At 53.4% G+C, this 20,392-nt stretch carries 18 protein-coding genes and 1 other RNA gene; 13 read left to right on the forward strand and 6 right to left on the reverse strand.

Features of this window, described 5'->3' with window-relative positions:
• Nucleotides 1–428: 428 nt before the first annotated feature.
• From AB5Y99_RS08335 to AB5Y99_RS08355, 5 genes are all read left to right on the forward strand, one after another.
• On the forward strand, nucleotides 429–2,405 hold the full coding sequence (locus AB5Y99_RS08335; RefSeq protein WP_368209372.1) for an N-6 DNA methylase: 1,977 nt from the start codon (nucleotides 429–431) through the stop codon (nucleotides 2,403–2,405).
• On the forward strand, nucleotides 2,402–3,757 hold the full coding sequence (locus AB5Y99_RS08340) for a restriction endonuclease subunit S (RefSeq protein ID WP_368209374.1): 1,356 nt from the start codon (nucleotides 2,402–2,404) through the stop codon (nucleotides 3,755–3,757). Before AB5Y99_RS08335 ends, AB5Y99_RS08340 begins: the two co-directional genes overlap by 4 nt.
• Nucleotides 3,754–5,010 carry a PD-(D/E)XK nuclease family protein gene (locus AB5Y99_RS08345; RefSeq protein WP_368209375.1) on the forward strand — a complete coding sequence of 419 codons (1,257 nt, stop codon included), beginning with the start codon at nucleotides 3,754–3,756 and terminating at the stop codon, nucleotides 5,008–5,010. The genes AB5Y99_RS08340 and AB5Y99_RS08345 overlap by 4 nt, the downstream gene beginning before the upstream one ends.
• 219 nt (nucleotides 5,011–5,229) lie before the next feature.
• The gene (locus tag AB5Y99_RS08350; RefSeq protein ID WP_368209376.1) at nucleotides 5,230–5,799 is read left to right on the forward strand and encodes a hypothetical protein; all 570 of its coding nucleotides are present in this window, start codon (nucleotides 5,230–5,232) and stop codon (nucleotides 5,797–5,799) included.
• Nucleotides 5,800–5,840: 41 nt separating this feature from the next.
• Nucleotides 5,841–9,014, forward strand: a complete 3,174-nt coding sequence (locus AB5Y99_RS08355; RefSeq protein ID WP_368209377.1) for a type I restriction endonuclease subunit R — start codon at nucleotides 5,841–5,843, stop codon at nucleotides 9,012–9,014.
• Between the two features lie 256 nt (nucleotides 9,015–9,270).
• On the opposite strand, the gene AB5Y99_RS08360 is transcribed toward AB5Y99_RS08355, so the two are convergent.
• A complete protein-coding gene (locus AB5Y99_RS08360; protein WP_144406140.1) occupies nucleotides 9,271–9,612 on the reverse strand; it encodes a hypothetical protein in 342 nt (113 codons plus the stop codon).
• Between the two features lie 272 nt (nucleotides 9,613–9,884).
• On the opposite strand from AB5Y99_RS08360, the gene radC reads away from it, so the two are divergent.
• The 5 genes from radC (at nucleotide 9,885) to AB5Y99_RS08385 (ending at nucleotide 13,021) form a co-directional block, all read left to right on the forward strand.
• On the forward strand, nucleotides 9,885–10,352 hold the full coding sequence (gene radC, locus AB5Y99_RS08365) for a DNA repair protein RadC (RefSeq protein ID WP_044800094.1): 468 nt from the start codon (nucleotides 9,885–9,887) through the stop codon (nucleotides 10,350–10,352).
• Nucleotides 10,349–10,717, forward strand: a complete 369-nt coding sequence (locus AB5Y99_RS08370) for a DUF2787 family protein (RefSeq protein WP_119197676.1) — start codon at nucleotides 10,349–10,351, stop codon at nucleotides 10,715–10,717. Before radC ends, AB5Y99_RS08370 begins: the two co-directional genes overlap by 4 nt.
• 5 nt (nucleotides 10,718–10,722) lie before the next feature.
• Complete coding sequence (locus tag AB5Y99_RS08375) at nucleotides 10,723–10,863, forward strand: hypothetical protein (RefSeq protein ID WP_164470740.1); 141 nt, start codon at nucleotides 10,723–10,725, stop codon at nucleotides 10,861–10,863.
• 785 nt (nucleotides 10,864–11,648) lie between these two features.
• On the forward strand, nucleotides 11,649–12,200 hold the full coding sequence (locus tag AB5Y99_RS08380) for a recombinase family protein (protein ID WP_016350879.1): 552 nt from the start codon (nucleotides 11,649–11,651) through the stop codon (nucleotides 12,198–12,200).
• A gap of 26 nt (nucleotides 12,201–12,226) precedes the next feature.
• Nucleotides 12,227–13,021 carry a hypothetical protein gene (locus AB5Y99_RS08385; protein ID WP_368209378.1) on the forward strand — a complete coding sequence of 265 codons (795 nt, stop codon included), beginning with the start codon at nucleotides 12,227–12,229 and terminating at the stop codon, nucleotides 13,019–13,021.
• 278 nt (nucleotides 13,022–13,299) lie between these two features.
• Here the strand turns inward: AB5Y99_RS08385 and AB5Y99_RS08390 are convergent, their stop codons facing one another.
• Nucleotides 13,300–13,482 (reverse strand): hypothetical protein, encoded by a 183-nt coding sequence (locus AB5Y99_RS08390; RefSeq protein ID WP_021230269.1) that lies wholly within the window; start codon nucleotides 13,480–13,482, stop codon nucleotides 13,300–13,302.
• A gap of 269 nt (nucleotides 13,483–13,751) precedes the next feature.
• Between AB5Y99_RS08390 and ffs the strand changes: the two genes are divergently transcribed.
• Nucleotides 13,752–13,845, forward strand: an RNA gene (gene ffs, locus AB5Y99_RS08395) — signal recognition particle sRNA small type.
• Between the two features lie 98 nt (nucleotides 13,846–13,943).
• Nucleotides 13,944–14,345: a hypothetical protein gene (locus tag AB5Y99_RS08400; protein WP_368209380.1), complete on the forward strand. Its 402-nt coding sequence runs from the start codon at nucleotides 13,944–13,946 to the stop codon at nucleotides 14,343–14,345.
• A 13-nt stretch (nucleotides 14,346–14,358) separates the two neighbouring features.
• On the opposite strand, the gene AB5Y99_RS08405 is transcribed toward AB5Y99_RS08400, so the two are convergent.
• The 3 genes from AB5Y99_RS08405 to AB5Y99_RS08415 form a co-directional block, all read right to left on the reverse strand.
• The gene (locus AB5Y99_RS08405; protein WP_368209381.1) at nucleotides 14,359–15,483 is read right to left on the reverse strand and encodes an MFS transporter; all 1,125 of its coding nucleotides are present in this window, start codon (nucleotides 15,481–15,483) and stop codon (nucleotides 14,359–14,361) included.
• A gap of 96 nt (nucleotides 15,484–15,579) precedes the next feature.
• Nucleotides 15,580–16,029 carry a cyclophilin-like fold protein gene (locus tag AB5Y99_RS08410; RefSeq protein WP_236284576.1) on the reverse strand — a complete coding sequence of 150 codons (450 nt, stop codon included), beginning with the start codon at nucleotides 16,027–16,029 and terminating at the stop codon, nucleotides 15,580–15,582.
• 82 nt (nucleotides 16,030–16,111) lie between these two features.
• Entirely contained in the window at nucleotides 16,112–17,248 is a 1,137-nt protein-coding gene (locus AB5Y99_RS08415) for an alpha/beta hydrolase (RefSeq protein WP_368209382.1), read from the reverse strand.
• Nucleotides 17,249–17,460: 212 nt separating this feature from the next.
• Here AB5Y99_RS08415 and AB5Y99_RS08420 point away from each other — a divergent pair, with 212 nt between their 5' ends.
• The gene (locus AB5Y99_RS08420; protein WP_368209481.1) at nucleotides 17,461–18,345 is read left to right on the forward strand and encodes a LysR family transcriptional regulator; all 885 of its coding nucleotides are present in this window, start codon (nucleotides 17,461–17,463) and stop codon (nucleotides 18,343–18,345) included.
• Between the two features lie 214 nt (nucleotides 18,346–18,559).
• Here the strand turns inward: AB5Y99_RS08420 and AB5Y99_RS08425 are convergent, their stop codons facing one another.
• Entirely contained in the window at nucleotides 18,560–20,386 is a 1,827-nt protein-coding gene (locus AB5Y99_RS08425; RefSeq protein ID WP_368209384.1) for an ATP-binding protein, read from the reverse strand.
• Nucleotides 20,387–20,392: the final 6 nt, after the last annotated feature.

Genomic DNA, 20,392 nt, shown 5'->3' on the forward strand with positions numbered 1-20,392 from the left:
GGTTTAGCCGTAGAAGCCCCTCAACTTACACCTATGAGTCCCTTCTGCTTTATCCATGTATTCGACACTCTCCCCGTGCCAAAACGAGATGTAAGCCCTCAGGTTCATGTGCCAGTTTTTAAGCATATTTCATAACTTTTTCATGTGGTTAACTAAATGAAAGGTTCTCTTAATTAGCCCGAAAATTGGCAGAGAGTACGTCTTTTTAGGCTGATTTCGCTTTGTTAATAGGGATGTAAGCCAGCACAAAATCGGCGTGTCAGTATGAAAATACGGCAGGGTATTCGGTTTGGTGGCCAAAGTGGGGAAGAAAGGGTTGAGGATAACGGTTGGGATCACGCCCATGGCCAGCCCCCTGTGGTAAACTGCCCGCATTTCCGTTTGGTCCTGAATATGCCTCGGCAGTTCCCCGAATTTTGAGAATCCCAATGACCACCAATATCTCTTCCCTTGCTAGCCTGATCTGGTCGGTTGCCGACCTGCTTCGCGGTGATTTCAAACAGTCCCAGTATGGCCGCATCATCCTGCCCTTTACCGTACTGCGTCGTCTTGAGTGTGTGCTGGCACCAAGCAAGGCCCAGGTGCTGGCCATGGTCGATACCACCAAAGCCATGCCAGAACTGGCCAAAGAGAAGCTCCTGCTCAATGCCAGCGGCCACGCCTTCTATAACAGTTCTCCGCTGGAGCTTGCCAAGCTGGGTGAAACCCATGTGGGTGATAACCTGGATGCCTACGTGCGTGCTTTCTCCAAGGATGCCCGTGAGATCTTCGAGCACTTCAACTTCGATGCCAGTATCACCCTGTTGGAAGATGCCGATCTGCTCTACAAGGTAGTTCGCTCCTTCGCAAACGTGGATCTCTCCCCTGAAGCTGTAGACAACTACCACATGGGTCTGGTGTTTGAAGAGTTGATCCGCCGCTTTGCGGAAAGCTCCAACGACACCGCCGGTGAACACTTTACCCCTCGTGATATCGTGCGGCTTACAACATCCTTAGTGTTCTCTGGTGATGACGAAGCGCTCGGCAAGCCGGGCATTGTGCGTTCCATCTATGACCCCACCGCGGGGACTGGTGGCTTTCTCTCTTGCGGCATGGAGTATCTGCACGAGCTGAACCCCGCCGCACGGCTGGCCACCTTCGGTCAGGAGCTCAACCCTGAGTCCTACGCCATCTGTAAGGCCGACATGCTGATCAAGGGGCAGGAGATCAGCAACATCAAGCTGGGCAATACCCTCTCTGATGACCAGTTGCCCTACAAGACTTTCGATTATTGTCTTTCCAACCCGCCATTCGGGGTGGACTGGAAAAAGGTCGAAAAACAGGTGCGGGATGAATCGACCAAGCTGGGCTTTAACGGCCGCTTTGGCCCAGGCTTGCCACGGGTATCTGACGGCTCCTTGCTGTTTTTGATGCACCTTATCGCCAAGATGCAGCAACCCACCGCTGAGTCTGTGGGTTCCAAGATCGGGATTATCCTCAACGGTTCACCGCTCTTTACCGGTGGGGCAGGCAGTGGCGAGAGCGAGATCCGCCGTTATATCCTCGAGCACGACCTGCTGGATGCGCTGGTGGCCCTGCCCACCGATATGTTCTACAACACCGGCATTGCCACCTATATCTGGGTGCTCTCCAACCACAAACCGGCCGAGCGTAAGGGCAAGGTGCTGCTGATCAACGCCAGCGATATGCACAGCCCGATGCGTAAATCGTTGGGTTCCAAGCGCAAGCAGCTGAGCGATGAGGCGTTAAGCGAGATCGTCAGCCTCTATAGCCGCTATGAAGAGAGCCCGATCGCCAAAATCTTCTCCACCACTGCGTTTGGCTATCGCCGTCTGACCATCGAGCGGCCGCTGAAGCTGGCGTTCTATCCGCAAGATGCCGAACGCCTTGCCAGCCTCACCGCCGACAAGGGCTGGGCCAAGCTCGATGGCACCCTGCAGTCTGCCATTCTGATTGCCTTGGGGCAGTTCGCTGAGGCCAAGTTGCTCTCCCGCGACAAGTTCAAAAAGCAGCTGACCAAGCTGCTGGGTGAGGTAAAACTGCCTGCCCCGGCCTTTAAGCTGCTGGTGAACCATCTGGCTGAGCAGGACGACGCCGCCGAAGTGTGTAAAAGCAAAGGCGAGCCGGAAGCCAACCCGGACCTGCGGGATAACGAGAATGTGCCGTTGGGGGAGGATATCAATGACTACCTCAAGAGGGAGGTGCTGCCCCATGTGCCGGATGCTTGGATCGACACCAGCAAAACCGACCCGCTCGATGGCCAGATTGGCATTGTCGGTTATGAGATCCCCTTTAACCGCCACTTCTACCAGTACCAGCCGCCCCGTGATCTGGCTGCCATCGATGCCGATCTTGATGCAGTGGCCAAGGAAATTATGCAGCTGCTGGCGGAGGTGCATTCATGAGTAAGCTGGAACGGCAGCCGCTGGTGGGGAAATATAGAAATTATTCTACCTATAGTAATTCAGGTGTCGATTGGATAGGTGAAATGCCTGCTGTTTGGACTCTAAAACGGGTTAAGCACATGTTCACCATTCGGAAACGAATTGCTGGTGAGCTGGGATATGACATTCTGTCTGTTACCCAACGTGGAATAGTAGTAAAGGATATCGAAAGTGGGGAAGGACAACTTTCGATGGATTACTCAAAATACCAGCGAGTGAAGCCTGGTGATTTTGCTATGAACCACATGGACCTATTAACTGGTTACGTGGATATTTCAGATTATGATGGAGTTACTAGCCCAGATTACCGAGTGTTTACGTTAGATAACACTGACTATTTCGCTAAATATTTTTTATATATATTCCAAATGGGATATCAGCTGAGATTATTCTTCCATATGGGGCAAGGAGCATCTCACTTGGGAAGATGGCGTCTAGCAACTGATGAATTTAATGAGATGGTTTTTCCTGTCCCCTCATGTGAAGAGCAACGCACCATTGCCGCCTTCCTCGACTATGAAACTGCCCGGATTGATCGGCTGATTACCCAGCAGCAGTGGCTGATAGAGCTACTGAAAGAGAAGCGGCAGGCGGTGATCTCCCACGCTGTCACCAAGGGCCTCAACCCCAATGCCCCCATGAGAGACTCTGGAATTGAGTGGCTTGGTCAAGTGCCGAAGCATTGGGATGTTTCTCGCTTAAAGTTTGAGAGTGATGTTATTGACTGTCGTAACAAGACCCCAGAGTATTTTGATAATGGAGAATATTTTGTTGTTCGTACTACGAATGTTAAGAATCAGCAGTTAAATTTCAATAACGCTCTGTACACAGATAAAAATAACTTTGAGATATGGACACAACGAGGCGTTCCTGTGGCAGGTTCAATTCTTTTTACTCGAGAAGCGCCTACAGGTGAAGTATGTATAGTCCCTGAAAATGTAAAATTATGCATGGGACAACGTATGATGAACTTTATCTGCAGCAGGGAAATTTATACAAGTTATTTGTTCGATTATTTAATATCGGCTTGTTTGGAAAGATATATAAATAGTGTTTCACATGGAAGTACCGTGAGCCATTTACGTGTTGAGCAGGTAGAGAACATTCCAGTTCTCGTCCCTCCGGAGGAGGAGCTGGTAGCAATTCACGAGCATATTCGAATCCTCAAAAAGCAATATGACATCTTAGAAACAAAAGTGTTGAAGGCAATTGAACTAATGCAAGAACGCCGTATCGCCCTGATTTCTGCCGCCGTCACCGGCAAGATCGATCTGCGTGGCTGGACACCGCCAGCAGAAGAGGCTGCTGCATGAGTTCACTGCCGCAAGCCGATGCTATTGCTCAAGTCAGCAATGACGAACAGTACCGCTGGCTGACCGAGCTGATCTTCGATAGCAAGGAGCTCGATAAGCTGGGGGGCATGGTCTCCGAGTTCAATCTGTTTGAAGCGATGGGGATGGTGCGTCAGGAGATCCGCCACTCCCATTTTCTCGGCACCCTCTTTAATCCCCGCGAACCTCATGGCTTGGGCTCTCGCTTCTTTGAATCGCTGCTTTCAAGGTTGCTCTATGACTTGCCGGATCGGCGTAGTGGCGAAGTCTCTCTGCTCGATATCGATCTCTGCGATTACGACGACCTGCAGGTATTTCGCGAGCAAGATCGTATCGATCTGCTGCTGGTGAGCGAGCAAAACCGTCAGGTCTTTGTTATCGAGAACAAGATTGATGCCGGTGAGCATGGCAATCAGCTGGAACGGTATGAGCAGGCCGTACATCGCCGCTATCCCGAGCATCGCAAGGTCTTTGTCTTCTTGACTCTTGACGGCAGCGAGGCCAGTCGCGATGGCTGGTTAAACCTGAGCTATGCCCAGGTAATTGAATGCCTGAGCGAACTGGTCACCGATTATGGCCACCAGATCCCGCCATCAGCCCGTATCGGCATCGAGCACTACATCACCCTATTCAAGCGATATTTTATGGAAGATACCGAGATTGCGGAGCTCTGCCGCCGTATTTACAAGAAGCACCAGAAAGCCCTGGATCTGATTTTTGAGCATCGACCTGCGGATGGCGATGGCCGAACCGAGCGCCGGGATTGGGCGAAGGATGTTATCGCTCTTGTCGCAGAGCAGCACGGTTGGGAGATCGATAGTGAGACAAGAACAATGGTTCGCTACGCCCATTTACCGTGGGATGACGGGAAGGGGATGCGTTCTTCAAACTGGACCAAAAGTGGCCGTGTTGTACTGTTTGAAATCCAAAGCAACACCGACAAGCTGGAGCTGAAACTGCTGATTGGCCCTAGCAGCGATGCTTCATTGCGTGACCATCTGTTTAGCCGTGTGGAGCAAAGTGGTGTTGCAGCGCTGTCGACACGAAAACTGCGGCAAAGCCCACAATGGAGCCAAGTCTACTCATTGCGTTTGCTCGATAAAAAACACACTGTCGATGGGCCTGACGAAGAGGCGTGCAAAAAACAGATCGACAAGAAGCTACAGCACTTCTGGTCACACGACTGGCCCCTGCTGAAAGAGACCATGGACAAGGCGATTGAGACGTTGCCGTGATGGGCATACGAGTTGATTAGTTGAGTAGAGAGGGATGCGATGATACGGGAGCTGGTTTGCAATCAATGCCAACAGGTAGTTCGTGAGGATGAGCTGTTTGTCCACTTGGTGACCAAACACAATTGGAAAGCCGCTCGTCGAGAGCTTTCTCCCTGTCATAGCGAACCAATACCACTCACCACTCGTGAGCCGCGGACGTTTGCCCCCCGATTAGGACCGATGAAGCCCAGCATTAGCTCTGCTGCGTTTGTTCCAAAAAAGTGTAAGTTTTGCCAAAGACCGGTAGACCCCGCTCAGTTAGTGCAGCATCTAATGGCGTGCGAAAAGAGCCAAAAGGCGAAAGCAGCAGCGAGAAAAAGCAAGAGTTTGGCACCTATTGCGAATGACCGAATGCTTTGCCCGCACTGCAAAACTGAGGTCGGCAAAAAGAACCTCAACAAACATATCAAAAAGATGCATCCCTCTATCGCAACCCAAAGTCAGAAAGAGGGGGCTGCCCCTTCGTTGTTTCAGGCTGCACCGGGCCAATGTATCTGTCCTTACTGCAAAGTCAGCGTTGGTAAAAAGAAATACAAACGGCATCTGGAACAACGCTGCCCGAAAAGACCTGTGGGTGCATCAGGCGTGAAGTTACCAAATACCTGTCACGATCCCGATATTGCAGCCTATTTGGCACGTACCGCTGCACCTGAAGAGATCGGCCGATTTGGTAAACCACAAGCCAAAATTCGGCACGGCACTTATGGTTTGTCAAACATGGAATACGACGCTTGGGGAAGGAACGATTAAGCGATATTGGTTGACCATCTTTATTTATGACTGGAATAACAATGGATAACAAAGCACGGGAAAAGGCGTTTCAAGACCATATTATCGAGCAGCTGGCTGCTTCGGGCTGGCTGGTGGGGGAGTCGTCTCACTACGACAAAGAGCGAGCACTCTATCCGGAAGACTTGATCGCCTTTGTGCAAGATAGCCAGCCGGAGGGGTGGCAGAAATTCTGCAAGATCTACGGCGAGCAGCCGGAACGCCACCTGCTGGATGGTGCGGTGCGTCAGTTGAAACGCAGTGAAGGGGGAACCCTGTGGTTGCTGCGTAACCAGATTGAAGATCGCGGCCATCGACTCAAGGTCGCCAGCTTCAAGCCTGATCATGACTTGAATCCAGAACTGCTGGCTCGCTATCAAGCCAACCGGCTGCGGGTGGTGCCCGAGTTGGTTTATAGCCCCCATGGCTATGATGGCCGTATCGATCTGACCCTCTTTTTGAACGGCATCCCGGTGGCAACACTGGAGCTCAAATCTTGCTTCAAGCAGTCGCTGGAGAATGCCAAGAAACAGTATCGGGAAGATCGTCTGCCCAAGACCAATGGGCGTGATGAGCCACTACTGAGTTTTCGCCGCGGGGCGCTGGTGCACTTTGCAGTGAATCAGTTCGAGGTGGCGATGACCACTAAACTGGCGGGTGACTCGACTTTCTTCCTGCCATTCAACCAGGGCACCCGTGAGGGTGGGGCGGGCAATGATCAGCCCTTGCCAGTGAATGGTGAGGAGGGCATTGCTACCGGTTATCTGTGGCAAGAGATCCTGCAACCGGATAACTTCCTGCGGATACTGAGTCGCTATCTGCACCTTGAGGTTAAGGTGGAAGAGGATGAGCTGGGGCGGCAGAAGAAGAAAGAGACGATGATCTTTCCTCGCTATCACCAGTGGAAAGTGGTTCAGAATTTGTTGGCCACGGTGGGACAGGAGGGGGCTGGTCAGAAGTACCTGATCCAGCACTCGGCAGGGTCTGGCAAATCCAACTCGATTGCCTGGCTGACCCATCAGCTGGCCTCGCTCTACCTGGATAAAGGGGAGAAGTTGTTCAATTCGGTGATTGTGATTACCGATAGAACGGTGCTCGACAGCCAGTTGCAAGAGACTATCGCTCAGTTTGACCATGCTGATGGGGTAGTGAGCCGCATCAACCGGGAAGAGGGAGATGGCTCCAAGTCGGCACAGTTGACCGAGGCACTGGCCAGTGGCACGCCCATTATCATTGTCACCATTCAAACCTTCCCGCACGTACTCAAGGCCATTCAGGAGTCGACCACGCTGAAAGGCTCTCGCTTTGCGGTAGTTGCCGATGAGGCGCACTCAAGCCAGACCGGTAGCACGGCTCGCCAGTTGCGTGAGGTATTGATGGCCGAGCAGTTGGATGGGGAAGAAGAGCTCAGTGGTGAAGATGTGATGAACATGACGCTGGCCGCTCGTGGCGGCAGCCAGAACATCAGCTACTTCGCCTTTACGGCAACCCCGAAGGGTAAAACGCTAGAGCTGTTTGGCCGCCCAGCGAACCCGGCGATGCCGCTTGGCCCGGATAACAAGCCCAAGCCATTTCATGTTTACTCCATGCGTCAAGCTATCGAGGAGGGTTTTATCCTCGATGTGCTGAAGAACTACACCAACTATTCGCTTGCTTACAAACTCGCCATGAAGGCAGAGGAGGCTGATAAGGAAGTGGATGCCAAGAAGGCTCGCATCAGGCTATCCAAGTGGGTGCGGCTACACCCGCACAATATCGGCCAGAAAGTGGCGATCATCGTTGAGCATTTCCGCACCAACGTGGCCAATCTCCTGGGAGGGCAGGCCAAGGCGATGGTTGTGACCTCGAGTCGGCTGGAGGCGGTTCGCTACAAGCTGGCGTTCGATAAGTATGTAACAGAGCAAGGCTATGGTGCTATTCGTGCCATGGTGGCGTTCTCTGGCGACATCGAAGAGGAAGGGCAGAGCTTTAACGAGCGGAACATGAACCCCGAGCTTAATGGGCGGGATATGCGTAAGGCATTCGATACCCAGGACTATCAGGTGATGCTGGTGGCCAACAAGTTTCAGACCGGTTTCGATCAGCCCAAGCTGTGTGCCATGTATGTGGACAAGAAGCTGACAGGAGTGGATTGCATCCAGACCCTTTCTCGCCTCAACCGCACCTATCCCGGCAAGGAGAGCACCTTTGTGCTCGATTTTGTGAATGATCCGCAGGATGTGCTGGAGGAGTTCCAAAAATATTTTGAGACAGCCACCCTCGATACCGTATCCGATCCCAATCTGGTCTATGACCTGTTCCACAAGCTGAAAGCGACGGGTATCTTTACCTGGAGCGAGGTGGAGGCGTTTAGTGATGCCTATTTCGATCCCAAGCGTGGGGCCGAAGCCTTGCCCGGTTATATCAAACCGGCAGTCGAGCGGTTCACCAAACGTTACAAGCTGGCCAGTGAAGCTGTGCGGGAGTGTCGCCAGATGCTCAAACGCATCGAGCGGGAAGGGGGATCTGCGACTGATAAGGTAAATGCCGAACGGCGGGTCAAAGAAGCGACCGAAGCCCGGGGCGAGCTGGATCTCTTCAAGAAAGATCTCAATAGCTATGTGCGGTTCTATGAGTTTGTCTCCCAGATCACCGCCTTTGATGACGAATCATTGGAGCGGCTCTGCGTGTTCGCCCGCCACCTGCTGCCGATGCTACGTCAGGAGGTACTGGAGGAGGACGAGATTGATCTCTCCCAAGTGTTGCTGAGCCATTACAACCTCAAGGCCAAGCGAACTCAGGATCTCAAGCTCAAAGCTGACGCAAGCGGCAATGGTTTGCAGGGCATCTCGGCGCTCGGCAGTGCCAAAGCAAAAGAGGAGAAGAAGGACTTCCTCTCTCACATCCTGGAGCAATTGAACGATCTGTTCGGTACAGAGGTGACCGATGGGGACAAGCTGGATTGGCTACAGGGGATGGCCAGCAAGATTGCGGAAAACCAGCCCTTGATGGATCAGGTGCGAAATAACCCCCGCGACGCCATCATGCTGGGTGACTATCCCAAGGCGGTTGATGCGGCCGTGATCGAGCGGATGGATATCCAGAACGGCATGTCGCTGGACTACCTCTCTCGGCCCGAGGCGGCCAACCGTATCCAGAGCCTACTCCTGGATATCTTGCTCAAAGGCTTGCAGGGGGGATTGATCCATCAGAATTAAGTTGGGTTAATTGGCACCATTGTTCCCCAGCCTAATAACAGGAGGGGGAAGAGGTGATTATGGTCAACTGCCGATTTTGAGGCATATCTATGAACTTTTCTTATCATCGGTAGCATAGAGAAGATCGTATGAATGCATAGAAATCGGCAGATTAATTACCTCGCTTGGTGTTGTAATCGGTTGGGTAATCTTAACTGTTGAATGAACAAGGGGTCCCGAAGGACCCCTTGGGGTTATAGCAAGCAGCTCAAGTAATTTAGCGCGATCTGACGCAATGATAGATAGTATCTGCAACGCATCTCAATACCGGTAATGGAGCCATATCGGTAGCCATCGTATTCTGGGCAACACCGCCATCAACACCATAAAAGTCCATGATTTCATGGATTTTGGCAATCTGCTGCGGTGTTACGTTTAATTCACCGAATAGACGGCCCTGAATCGGATTTTCATCACAAGGCACAATCCACAATGCTTGTGTGCCAGCATGGTCACAATCTGAAAAAAGAATATTCAGCTTGTGTTGGCCGGGCAAACTTTGCGCCAGTGTGCGACTCATTAACAAATAGCTGCTGTGTGCTTCGTGTTGATAACGCATAGGTGTTTCCTCATGGTTGGTTTCGTTTGGCTTATATCGATTGCCGTAAGTCGAATGTGTTGCCAAACACCATGTGGATTAAACAGATCCCTGTTTTACCTGGAATTATCAACCCAAGTAATTAATAACATTGCTTGAGGTATATTGACAAGAGGGTGCTGGGTGAGTCATCACTGGGCTTATACCTGAATGTCCAGTATTTAATTTATCAATAATGCGGAGTGTTCTTGGCATAAGTAACTCGTGTATCCAAACGACGCGAGGTTACTGTTATGACACACCACTATGATGATCACCCCGGACAGGGCGATCACATCATCAATCAAGCTTTGGCCATTCTGGAGAGCCGACAGCGGCATCTGGGCCATGCCTTCACTCAGCCCAAAGCGGCAGCAGACTTCCTTCGGCTCAAGATGGGTGAATACGAGCGGGAAGTGTTCGCCGTCATGCTGCTCGACAATCAGCATCGGCTACTCGATTACCAAGAGCTGTTCTTCGGCACTATCAATGCTGGCACCGTTCACCCCCGTGAGGTGGTCAAGGCGGCTCTCAACAAAAACTCCGCAGCGGTCATTCTGGCCCATAACCATCCCTCTGGTATGGTCGATCCCTCGGATGCCGACAAGGCTGTCACAGCTCGTCTCAAGGAGTTGCTCGAGATGGTTGACGTGCGAGTGCTCGACCACTTTGTGGTGGGACAGCACGACATCGTCTCGTTTGCCGATAGGGGGCTGCTATGACCCCATCCAAACAGCTACAGGCTCTGTTCGACAAGATCATCGGCAGCTACCCCGATGCCACTGCCCTGACCCTCAACTTCCGAAGTCCCGATTATTCCGCCGACACTGGTGGATACCGTCCGGTCGAAATTCGTCTGGAGAAACGGGCTGGGAGTTGGGGGCTCCTCTATGTGACGGAGTTCTGCTATGTCACCGATGAGCTGACTAAGTCGCTGGATTTCGACTTCGCCGCTGGGGTGTTCTACGACCCCTGGTGTGGAGAACGGCCGTTGGCCACAACAATGGACCTCTACCGGCTCTGGGAGAGGAACTTTCTCACCTATTACCGGATGGAGGTTTACCACTTGGATATTTCCCAAGAGTGACTGTTATGAACGACTTCACGAAAGCCCTGCTGCTCGATGCCTTGAAAGCGGCATTGACGGCATTTGCATCGGTCATCGTCAACGCGATGATGGCTCGCTATATGCCACCACACTTCTACAACATGAATGGAGATGAATACCAATGAAGAAGATGATCCTGAGTTCCTTGGCCCTGGCAGTATTGACCAGTGGCACTCTGTTTATTCACCAGCAACGTAAGGTCAAGAAGGCTGAATTGGCTAAGGTATTGCGGATGCCTGGTAGTACAACACATCATTAAGTCGAACCTGCAACCTACATATGTACTATTCAGATAATTATGAGTCCGTCATGCTGACAGAATGGAGTGGCGTTACCTGCATGGTACATATGTACCATTCAGATCATAACGAGTCCGTTAATTCGTCATGATGGTGCGAGGCTACCTGCATGGTACATATGTACCATTCAGATCATAACGAGTCCGTTAATTCGTCAGGATGGGGCGAGGCTACCTGCATGGTACATATGTACCATTCAGATCATAACGAGTCTGTTAATTCGTCATGATGGTGCGAGACTACCTGCATGGTACATATGTACTATTAAGGTCATAACGAGTCCGTTGATTCGTTAGGATGGGGTGACGCTACCTGCATGGTACATATGTACCATTCAGATAAAAACGAGTCCCTTTGTCATTAGGCTCCTCGGCGAGTAGCTCTAACATATGTAGTAAACAGATATCTCTGGCCCTTTATGGGCACCTAAAAACCCCTGCGGGCCCTCCATCACGGAGCGGCCCGTTTTCATTTGTATCACTGGCACAGGTCAATAGACCAAGCCCGTGTGACGCGAGCGAAAGTGCCACTTTTTGCCGGTCATATGGGTTCCTTTCGACCTTCTGACCGGTCGCGTCAGTGTACCTTGCCCTATTGACCAGGAGGAGACCATGGCACTGGTGGGATATGCACGTGTCAGCACTGTGGGGCAGAGCCTGGATGCCCAGCTTCAGGCACTGGCCGAGTGCAGCAAGATATTTCAGGAGAAGGTGAGCGGGGCCAAGGATGATCGCCCGCAGCTCTCGTTGATGCTGGATTTTGTTCGTGAGGGAGACGTGGTGATGGTGACCAAGCTGGATCGCTTGGCTCGCAACACTCGCCACCTGTTGGAGATCTCGGAGTACCTGCACGCTAAGCGGGTTGCTCTGAGGATTTTGAATCTGGGTATCGATACCTCGACACCTACCGGAAAACTGATGTTAACCATGATCGGTGCCATTGCCACGTTTGAGCGGGAGCTGATGCTGGAGCGTCAGGCAGAAGGGATTGCTATGGCAAAACAGCGTGGGGTCTACAAAGGTCGCAAGCCGACCGCCATGGCTAAAGGGGAGGAGGTGCTGTCACTCGCTGAACGGGGACTAGCCAAGGCCGAAATCGCACGTCGAACGGGGATCAGTCTCTCCAGTGTGCAGCGGATCTTGCGTGGACTGTCTGGCGAATGAATAGTTTTGACAACAAGGAAAACGACATGGAACAAGAGAAGACGAAACAAGAGTCCGGCCGGTTCTTCGAGCAGCGGGAAACTGCATCGACACAGGTCGCAGGTAAGTGGGCCCGCTATCGCGATTGGCTAAAGCAATCTGTGCGACTAGAACTTCCGTCCAATTCAAGCGAGGTCAACAACAACCCTTATCTGCGGGGCGGGATCTGCAGTTATAACGCCTATCTCTCGGGCATGCTGAGGGCTCACCTGTGGGGGTTGTGGCTGACGGCACTTCTCGTGCTCGCCTGGCAGTTTCTGCTGCCTCGCATGGGGATGAGCATTAACTACAACGCAGGGCTTGGGATCATCATGGGCACTGTTGTAGTTGGTACTCTACACTGGGCCATTCTGGTCTTTATTGGCTACGAAAAGCGTCTCCAAGCTTCCGTACTCACAGATCCGCTGAGCCGCATGATCGGTGTGGCTACTGTTGCGATGACTGCGACAGGATTCGTGATCGGATGGTTCATCAGCATTGAACGTTCTGCACACTTTGCAAGGATTTATGGACTATCCAATGATCTTGGCCTCGGCTATGACGTTGGACTCAAAACATCAGAGTTTCTGTCGGAGCTAGGCTATGACTCCTGGATATTGGCCAGCCAAGTCATGGTCTACATTGGCTTGGCTCTGCTCTTCCTGATTCCCAGTTACCGCAACAGCGATAACCTTGCAGAAGAGGCGAAAGAGGCGCTAGGGAAGGCACAGGGCTATCCTACCCCGATCCTGTTGGTGTTCCATTTGCTTCTGCTGTTTCCGGCAGTGGCGATTCTGGCCTAGTAGACTTGAAGGAGCTCACATCAGAGCTCCTTTTCTTTAGCAGGTATGCAAGGCATCAAGCCGGTAGCGGTGCTTGGCTCGGCAACCACGGCACCATGATTGTATCCTGGTTACACCAGCCATCCGTCTGAATCCGAATTCTCCTGCCCGATAGAACACATGAACGCCAGCCTGCTCTGAACAGTTCGGGCAGCTTTTGAGTTTCTGCCCGTTTTGATGGAACACAACTGAATGGTTGAGGGGCTGGCCACAAGAACACTGGTCGGTCATCGATGAACTCACTTCCGGCGGTTGTCGGTTTCTTTGGCTACCCCTTTGAAGGGCTCCCCACCTTGTTTCTGCTCGATAAACTTGCCGCTATCCGTATCGCGTTTCGTCCAGTTCCCATTAACCGGGTTCTGAACTTGGGTACGGTCGTTGACGGAACCTTGTCGATAGCCTTTGCCTGTGTTCGTAGCCATATGTCACCTCGGGTTTAAGTGAGACCCAAAGTTACCATTAGATTTCATTTTGCTCAATATTGGGTTGATTGTTGAGCTGCTGAGGGAGGGGATGGGGCCTGTAATGAGGTGCTTGCAGTGTACGGGAGAGGGCGGGTAGGATTGGCCTGTTTGTTACCAATTTAAGCATGTCCACTTGATGTGGATGACCGTACTTGTGGCGGATTCTCGCTTGTTGAGGTTTCAGAACACTGTGATGGCAATCAGTTCCATCCCCAAGTGCCTGATTTATTTGGGCTCGCATTGATAACCCGTCGACCTGGTCAGGACCGGAAGGTAGCAGCCAAGGCGGGGGACTCGAGTGCCGGGATGTGGCTGGTAGGGCCACCACTTGTTTCTGCAATTCAATAAGTTACAGCTAATAGCCCCCCTTCAGACCTCTTGGTAATCCACTTTGTGTGGATGAATCAGGAGTCTTCTCTGTGAATCTCTGGCTCTCTCCGCAAGGTATCTGGTACTACCGCAAGGTGACAGTGCTCCCCTGTGGTCGCCGCAAAGAGATCAATAAATTCCTGCATACCCGAGAGAAGCTGACGGCCCGTGCAGCTGTTGCGAAGCTGCTTGCCTGTGTGCATTCCAGACCCAAGCCAGTTGTGCAACCCACAAGCGAGCCAGAGAACCCTCAACCTCAGCCGAATATCAAGCCTGCTGTTCCGGCGGCCAAACCGCTTGCTCCGCTGCTGTCGGTCTTGAGTGACCGCTATCGGAAAGAGAAGGCCCTCTCCTGGGCACCGAAAGAACTCAGCAACCAGAAGAACTACATCGGCTGCTTCATCAAGGCGCTGGGTGAAATTGCACTGTGCGATGGCGAATGGATTTGCTAACGGATGGGTCAACTTACTGGTCAAGCGTGATGGGCCTTAGTCGGCTGCCATTGCCGACCACCATGGAGGCGGCGGTGAGTAACAGGGCACTGCCCATAAAGGTGGCACTGATAGAGAGGGAATCCAGTAACCACCCCCCCACGGCAGCCCCCAACGTGATTGCCAGCTGAATAGCGGCCACCATCAGGCCTCCACCGCTCTCGGGTGAATCTGAGATGCCCTGGGTGATCCAGGCTGACCAGGCGACCGGAATGGCGGAGTTAAGGGCGCCCCAGAGGATCAGCATCAGGGCCACACTCCAGAAGTGATGCTCCACCGCCAGCAGCGCCAGGGTGATAACACCTAGCACCAGTGGCAACCAGCGCAGCATCCGGTAAAGATGACGGCGCAGCAGCATGCTTACCGCTGTGGTGCCGACAAAACCGGCCAGCCCCAAAGCCAGCAGCAGCGCCGAGAGTTGTGGCAGGTCGACCTGGGTGCGTGTCTCCAGGAAGGGGCGAAAATAGGTAAAGGCACTGAAGGCGCCGGCAAAGGTCAGCGTCACGCCCATGATGGCAATGGCGACGTTGGGTCTGCGCATAAGGCGAAATGCGCTGTGCGGGCGTGCTTGGGAGTGCATGGAAGGCAGGCAAAGTACCATCCACAGCAGGTTGATCACTACCAACGGTACTAGCAGCCAGAACACGCCTCGCCAGCCGATCAGTCCACCCAAGTAACTGCCAATGGGGGCCGCAAAGGCGGTCGCGACCGCATTGCCGGTATACAGGATGCCCAACGCTTTGGGGACGGATTGGCTGGAGACCAACCGCATGATGGTGGCGGTTGCCAGCGCCCAAAAACCGCCGATAACGATCCCGAGCAGAGCGCGTGCCACCATCAGCACGGTAAAGTTGGGGCTTAGGGCGATCACGATTAAAGAGGTCAGCATCACGACGACTAGCCCCATGAGCACATGACGTCGGTCCAGCCTGTGAGATAGAGGTGCGATCAGCAAACTGGTCGGGACGGCAAACAGGCCGGAGATGGCAATAGCAAGACCGGCCATGCCATTGCTGGCACCTAGATCGGTGGCGATCGGCGTCAGCAGGCTGACCGGCATAAACTCGGCGGCAATGAGCAGTGCCACACACAGGGACATGGCGGCAACCGCAGACCAGTGTTCGTTGACGACAGCGGGTGTATGTGATGATAACGATGTTACGTTCATGGCATGACCTGAAAGTGAAATATGGGCTTATTCGATTGCTTCGATCGTGATGCTGGCGGCCGAGGTTATGGTCAGGTGGGAGAGACCCGATTCAATGCGCCCTAACTTAATCAGTCCGGTCGAATAGCCAAAGTCCCGATAGAAGATCGCCAGATTGCCCCACGGGGCGTAATAGGTGAGATCCCCCACGTTCGGGTCAATGCCTTTTGGGGCGCCCTGTGTGGTCAATTTGCGGGGCAGATAAGCAATCTTCTCGGTGTCGGCGTAATCCTCGAGGGGCAGTGTCAGGGGGAGCATGGCAAAAAAGTCCCGGGCGCTGTGACTATCTTCCAGGGTGGCCGTGATGATCTGGCTGGCTATCGTCATCTTGATGTTCATACTCTCTGCCTTGTTCTGAGCCTTAGCACTTGTAGCGGTTGCTGTGCTGGTCACCCCCAGCAACAGAGCCATCGCGCCAACAAACACTCCTCTGATCATTGAGCTTCTCCCTATGTGACGTGAATGGTGGCGTCGAAACCAGTGAGAAAACGCGGCGAAGAGGCCGCCGCGCTTTCGACGCTTACTTCATGTTGGTCTTGAAGAACTGCTCGAACTTGGCGAACGGGATCTTGCCAGCCTGGTTGTCATACAGGTCGACATGATTGGCGCCAGGCACAACGACCAGCTCTTTTTGCTTGCTGCCAACGGCCTTGAAGGCATCTTCGGCAAAGTAACGGGAGTGAGCCTGCTCACCGGTCACGATCAGGGTGGGAATGGATATTTCGCTTGCATAGCTCAGCAGCGGCATATTCATGAATGACAGCGGCATGGTAGTGGTCCAGGCCCCGTTGGAGTTCACCGAACGGGCATGGAAACCACGCGGTACACGGTAGTAATCGAAGAACTCCTTGAGTACCGGGTGCGGGTTTTCCGGCAGAACCTCTGGCAGGGTGCGGGCGGCAGCGGTGACATTTCCCTTGTCATCGACATAGAGGTCGTGATTGCTATGGGCATAGGTGCCACTTTCCGCGTCTTTCCAGCGTTGTTCATTCAGGTATGCCAGCACGGCGCGGCGATCGGCGGTGGAATATCGATCCTTGCCATCGCCCACCCCATGCCCCATGGCCCGGCTCATGTCATACATCACGCTGGTTGCCACCGCCTTGATGCGGGTGTCGCCAGCGGCGGCATTGAGGGCCATGCCACCCCAGCCGCAAATCCCCAGTAGACCGATACGGTTGCGGTCGACCTCTTTTTGCAGGCCGAGAAAATCGACGGCGGCGCTGAAATCTTCGGTGTTGATGTCTGGCGAGGCCACATCACGCGGCTGGCCGCCACTCTCACCGGTGTAAGAGGGGTCAAACGCCAGCGTGACAAAACCACGCTCAGCCAGGGTCTGGGCATAGAGGCCGCTCGACTGCTCTTTTACGGCACCAAATGGGCCGCTCAGAGCAATGGCCGCCAGCTTGGCGTCTCCCCGGTTTTTCGGCAGGTAGAGGTCAGCCACGAGAGTGATGCCGTAACGGTTCTTGAAGGTGACCTTGCGATGATCGACCTTGTCGCTTTGGGTGAAGGTCTTGTCCCATTGGGCGACCATGGAGACAGGTTCAGTGGGGTTGGTTGTTTGGGCATGACTCAATGTAGAGACTCCGGTTAATGCGGCGCCCAGCAGCAGGGTAGACGCGATAGCTGTCAGTTTCTTGGGGAGAACATTCATGGCAAAGTTCCTCGAAATCGGATTTCTGATGCGTGGTCCTGGTGGTGGAGGGCTGGTTTTGTGAACCACGACACACAGTCTAGTTAGAACGAATAGTGATGATTAGAGGCGGTTTTTTGATAACATTAATGCTTATTTGTTCTAAATTAAGACGTCTGACGCGCACCTGACTCAGGTCGTGGCAGACAGGAATAATATAGGGGGTGAACAAAATGACAGGCCGCGAGAATTACAACGATCTCCACGTCTTTATGCTGGTCGCTCGGGAAGGGAGTTTTACCAAGGCCGCAGCTAGGTTGGGGCTTGCCCAGTCCGGGGTCAGCCGAACGATTCGGGATCTCGAGGCCCGGCTCGGGGTGCAGCTTCTGATGCGCACCACCCGCAGCCTCTCCTTAACCCAAGCGGGTGAGCAGTTGTACCGCACGGCGCAGGGCTGTTTTCAGTCCCTTGATGCGGGTCTGGCCACGCTCGCCCACTATCGTGATACCCCTTCAGGCACGGTACGGATCAACGCCAGCCAACATGCCATCGACAAGGTGCTGCTTCCCAAGCTGACCATCTTCAGGCAGCGTTATCCCGATATTCGGCTGGAACTCATCAGTGAAAGCCGCTTCGTGAACATCATCGATGAGCGCTTTGATGCTGGCGTGCGGCTGGGTGACGAGGTGGATGAGGGGATGGTGGCCGTGCGCATTACGCCCGATCTGGAGATGGTGATGGTAGCCACACCAGAGCATTTTCTTCAATACGGATTTCCCCAGGCGCCTGCCGATCTGGCGGGACATCCCTGTATCGCTTACCAATTTGCCGATGGCAGCCTCTATCAATGGGAACTGTGGCAAGAGGGGAAGGCGATTAAGCATCGACCACAAGGGCAGTGGGTATTCTCTGACAGTTATATGGAGGCGGCTGCTGCCAAAATGGGGCTGGGACTGGCCTATGTGCCAGAGGAATTGGTGAGCGATGAACTTGAGCGCGGCATCTTAATCCAGGTATTGAAACCCTATAGTCACCGTTTGGCTGGTCTGTACCTCTATTATCCCCACCGGAATGTTTCACCCGCATTAAGAGTGGTTATTGATGCATTAAAAACATAAATATAGTCATTCACTCTGGTCTGGACGTTGTAGGGAGGGGATTACTAGATCTGTACAGATCAAAAAATCTCTGCATACCCGAGACAAGCCGACGGCCCGTGCAGCTGTTGCGAAGCGGCTTGCCTGCGTGGGTTCCAGACCCAAGCCCATTCAGTTGCCTGCAGAGGTCAATGTTGCCCCACATGAGCAATCAGTAGCCCGGAATCAGGGGGGGTTATTGCTTGGAGACACGCAGGGTGGCGTTGCATTTGAGCCGACCATGGGAAATATGTCTGTTTATCTCGCTTAGCAGCGTCTCTTTATTGATGGGCTTGGTGATATACCCGTTCATGCCATGTGAAAGATAGTATTGCTTGGATTCCGGCATCGCATCAGCCGTCAGGGCGATGATGGGGATATCTGCCCAAGGCATCTGGGAGGTGCGGATCCGGGTGGTGGCCACCAGGCCATCCATCACTGGCATCTGGACATCCATCAACACTAGGTCAAATTCGGTGTGACCCAGTTTCTCCAGCGCCTCTTCTCCCTGAACGGCCAGTGTGACCTGATGGCCCACGGAGTCGAGCATGGCGCCGATCACCTTGCGGTTGGTGGCATTGTCATCAACCAGCAAGATGCGATAGCTCTCCTGATCCAGCGGCTTGGACGGCAGGCAAACAATCGAGGGGGTCGTGGCTCTGGCGGGCCAGATGTAGGTAAAAGTACTGCCATGTCCCTCGCTGCTCTCTACCGAGATATCGCCGCCCATCAGGCGTGCGAGGTTACGGGATATTTCAAGTCCCAGGCCCGATCCGCCATATTGGCGGGTGATCGAGACATCCGCTTGGGCGAAACGTTGAAACAGGTTCTTTAACTGACTTTTGCTCATGCCGATCCCGGTGTCTTGGATCGAGATACGTATCGAGTGGCGATCCTGCTCCAACAGGGTGCTATCAACGTGGATCTTTACTTCCCCCTGATGGGTGAACTTGATGGCATTGCTCACCAGATTGAAGAGGATCTGGCGCACCCTCAGCGGGTCGATCATCAACCACTCCGGCGTATTAGGGGCAACTGTCAGGGTCAGCTTGATCCCTTTTGCATCGCAGTTGCTCTGCATCAGGGCCCGGATATCCTCCAACAGCTGGGGCAAGTGATGGGGGGCAAGTTGCAGCTCGATCTTGCCCTCTTCCAGCTTGGATACATCCAGAATGTCGTTAAGCAGACCGAGCAGATGGTTTGCCGATTCGCGCGCCGTCTCCAGATAGTCTCGCTCCCTTGGGTCCATATCCCGGTCGGCCAGCAGTGAGAGCATGCCGAGAATACCATTCATGGGGGTGCGAATTTCATGGCTCATGTTGGCCAAAAAGCTGCTTTTGGCTCTTGTGCCTGCCTCTGCCGCCTGATTTGCCCGCAGCAGTTTGTCATTGAGCTGCTGCATCAGTTTGTGCTGCAGAAACGAGATATTCATTTGCCGCCAGATCAGCAGGGCGAGCACAAAGAGCAGCGCAAATTGCAGGGTCGCGATGAGTGTCGTTGTGATGATCTGCTCCCTCACGCTGTCGCGACGCGCCACATCAAACAGGGTCGCCTGCTGGTTCACCTCCAGAGTCAGCTGATGGAGCAGGGGGAGCAGGGAGGCAAGCTGTTGGCGCAGCTCCTGATGGGCAAGATTGTCCAGCGGCTTGGTGGCTTCCGGGCCGAGCCAGATATCCGCCAGAGAGATGTAGGATCGAATGGCTTTGCTTGCCTGCTGGTAGATCTCTGTTTGCTGAAGCAGGCTGCGATCCTTGCTCTCCAGCACCAGATCCATGCGGCTGACCAGAATATCGTATCTGAGCTGGAAGGTCGGTTGCGACTCATGGAGCAGCGAGCTTTGAAAACGCAGCGCTTCGTTATAGAGCTGGAAATAGTTCCACATCACGTTGTCTTCGCCTTGGCTGGTACTGCGCTGCAGATCCTGAAATTGCCGGTACTGGATGGTACCAATACCGGCAAAGGCTAGGAGCAACACACAAAGCACCACAAACAAGAAACGTTGACTGGCCGCCATGGAACGCATGATGGG

Origin of the sequence: Aeromonas sp. R4-2 (assembly GCF_040908295.1) — a bacterium.
Taxonomy (GTDB): domain Bacteria; phylum Pseudomonadota; class Gammaproteobacteria; order Enterobacterales; family Aeromonadaceae; genus Aeromonas; species Aeromonas veronii.